This window comes from Hymenobacter sp., from assembly GCF_035709525.1.
GTDB lineage: Bacteria > Bacteroidota > Bacteroidia > Cytophagales > Hymenobacteraceae > Hymenobacter.
The window spans coordinates 1-2,954 of record NZ_DASTEP010000080.1; the positions used below are offsets into that span (position 1 = coordinate 1).

Annotated in this window: 2 protein-coding genes; both read left to right on the forward strand. The window is 62.6% G+C overall.

Going from position 1 to position 2,954, the window contains the following annotated elements; all coding sequences use genetic code 11:
- Nucleotides 1–2,257: M4 family metallopeptidase (locus VFO93_RS07010; RefSeq protein WP_325133636.1), on the forward strand; the 2,257-nt coding region annotated here is incomplete at its 5' end.
- Between the two features lie 394 nt (nt 2,258–2,651).
- Nucleotides 2,652–2,954: hypothetical protein (locus VFO93_RS07015; protein WP_325133637.1), on the forward strand; the 303-nt coding region annotated here is incomplete at its 3' end.

Here is a 2,954-nt window from a genome sequence, read left to right on the forward strand (position 1 = left end):
CCTGCGCCGCGACACCGACGAGCTGGGCTTCACCCACCAGAAGTTCGAGCAATACTACCAAGGCGTCAAAATCGAGCACGCCACCTACACCGTGCACGCCCGCCAGGGCAGCGTCGAGAGCCTGAGCGGCGATTACGAAAAAGTAGGCCCGCTCAGCACCACCCCTACCCTCTCGGCCCGCGCCGCCCTGGGCCGCGCCCTGGCCAGCATCGGCGCTAAGAAATACATGTGGCAGGACGCGGCCGAAGAGGCCGGCCTCAAGCAGCAAACCGGCAACCCCGCCGCCAGCTACCAACCGCAGGGCGAGCTGGTTATCGTACGCGACTTCCGCCAGGATGCGGAGACCGGCCCACTGGTGCTGGCCTGGAAGTTTGACATCTATGCCCAACAGCCCGTAAGCCGCGCCTACGTGTACGTGGATGCCCAAACGGGTGACATTGTGCTGCGCGATGCCATTATCAAGCACGCCACCCAGGCGGCGGCCACGGGCTCGTTTGCCACCGCCTACAGCGGCACCCGCGCGCTGGCCACCGAAACCACCACCGGCGGCTACCGCCTGCGCGAGTACACCCGCGGCAGCGGCATCGAAACCTATAACTGCAAGAAAGGCAGCAGCTATACCTCGGCAGTGGACTTCACCGATGCCGACAACAACTGGACGGCGGCCGAGTACAACAACGCCAACTTCGACAACGTGGCCGGCGACGCGCACTTTGGCGCGCAGGCCACCTACGACTACTGGAAGGCCGTGCACGCCCGCAACAGCTACGACAACGCCGGCGCCAAAATCAAGAGCTACGTGCACTTCGACGACACGCCCGGCGATGGCAAGGGCTTTGAGAACGCCTACTGGAACGGCTCGGTAATGACCTACGGCGACGGGGCCAACACCTTCAAGCCGCTGGCGGCGCTCGATGTGTGCGGCCACGAAATCGGCCACGCCGTGTGCTCCTACACCGCCAACCTCACGTACTCGGCCGAGTCGGGCGCGCTGAACGAGGGCTTTTCGGACTGCTGGGGCGCCAGCGTGGAGAAATACAGCGTCGACCTGCTGGGCCTCACCGGCAAGTCGACCTGGGACATCGGCGAGGAAATCATGAAAGCCGGCGGCGCGCTGCGCTCGATGAGCAACCCCAACCAGTACGGCCAGCCGGCCTACTATCAGGGCCGCTACTGGGCCTCGACCGCCTCGCCCTCGTCGAGCAACGACAACGGCGGCGTGCACACCAACTCGGGCGTGCTCAACTACTGGTACTACCTCATCAGCGTGGGCAAAAGCGGCACCAATGAGGTGGGCAATGCCTACGCCGTGGCGGGCATGGGCCTCACCGACGCGGCCAAAATCCTGTACCGCGCCGAAAGCGTGTACCTCTCGGCCAGCTCGAACTACGCCGCCGCCCGCTCGGCCACCATCAGCGCCGCCAACGACTTGTTTGGGGCTACCTCGGCCCAGGCCCAGGCCGTGGCCAATGCCTGGTACGCCGTGGGCGTGGGCGCGGCCTACGGCAGCGGCGGCACCACCACGCCGCCCACCTCTACCGCTTACTGCGCCAGCAAGGGCAGCAGCCAGGCCTACGAGTACATCGACTACGTGAAGCTGGGTAGCATTGCCCGCACCAGCGGCGCCGATGGTGGCTACTACGATGGCACCGCCCTGACTACCAGCGTGGCCGCCGGCTCTAGCCAGACCATCAACTTCTCGGTAGGCTTCGTCGGCTCGGCTTACACCGAGTACTGGAAAATCTTTATCGACTACAACCAGGATGGCGACTTTGCCGACTCGGGCGAAACCATCGTGAGCGGCAGCAGCAGCAGCGCCGGCACGCTCAGCAGCACCTTCACGGTGCCCACCACCGCCAAAACCGGCAAAACCCGCCTGCGCGTGGTCTTGAGCGACAACTCGGCCACCACCAGCTGCGGCACCTACAGCTACGGCGAAACCGAAGACTACAGCATCAGCATCACGGGCGGCGCGGCCATCGCGGCGGCGCAGGGCCTCACCGGCGCTACCGCCGTGCTCGACGCCGGCGCCGAGCTGAGCCTCTACCCCAACCCCGCCACCGACGCGCTGCACCTGAGCTTGAGCTCGGGCGCCGAGCTGAAGTCGCTCGACGTGCTCGACGCGCGCGGGGCCAAGGCCAGCGTGCGCTACCTCGGCAACGGCGAAGTAAGCCTGAGCGGCCTCGCTCCTGGCCTCTACCTGCTGCGCGCCACCGATGGGCAGAATACCTTCACCAAGCATTTTGCCAAGCAATAAAGCTGGCGGGGCAGCCTCCTGCTCGTACCCAAAAGCCCGGCCAAATGGCTGGGCTTTTTTTATGCGCGGCCCGCAGGCCAACCACCGTAGCCGCAGGCCGCTTCTGAGTCTATTCCTACTTACTGCGCTGCTTTTATTTTCCTAAAGCAGCGTGGAAACGGTTTTTTAACAAATATATTTTTTACTATTTAATAAGCTAAACCTGAATGCCATATACCAACTGTTGATTAAGTGATTAAAATTTTACTTGCACTCTATAATTCTTCCCTTACTGGCAAAAACAGCCTGCACTATTGTGCTGCACAACCGCCAATTATTTATTCCAATAAATAGTTAATAAATACAACATATACTTGCTAAGCCATATGGCAATTTCATCTTCTTCCTCCATCCTATGTCCCACAAGTACACTACGGTAGCGGCGCTGCTTTTTGGCACCGCCGTGCTCCCCCGTTTGGCGAGCGCCCAGGAGAGCGAGCGCCTACTGAAAAAAGAGCTGGCGGCCGACGGCCAGCCCACGCTCATCGAGTTCCGGGCCGCCAGCCGCCCCAGCGCCGCCGATGGCGCCTTCGTGCTGCGCCAGCAGCTGGGCCTGGGCCAAGATGAGCAGATGCGCCCCCTGCGCCGCGACACCGACGAGCTGGGCTTCACCCACCAGAAGTTCGAGCAATACTACCAAGGCGTCAAAATCGAGCAC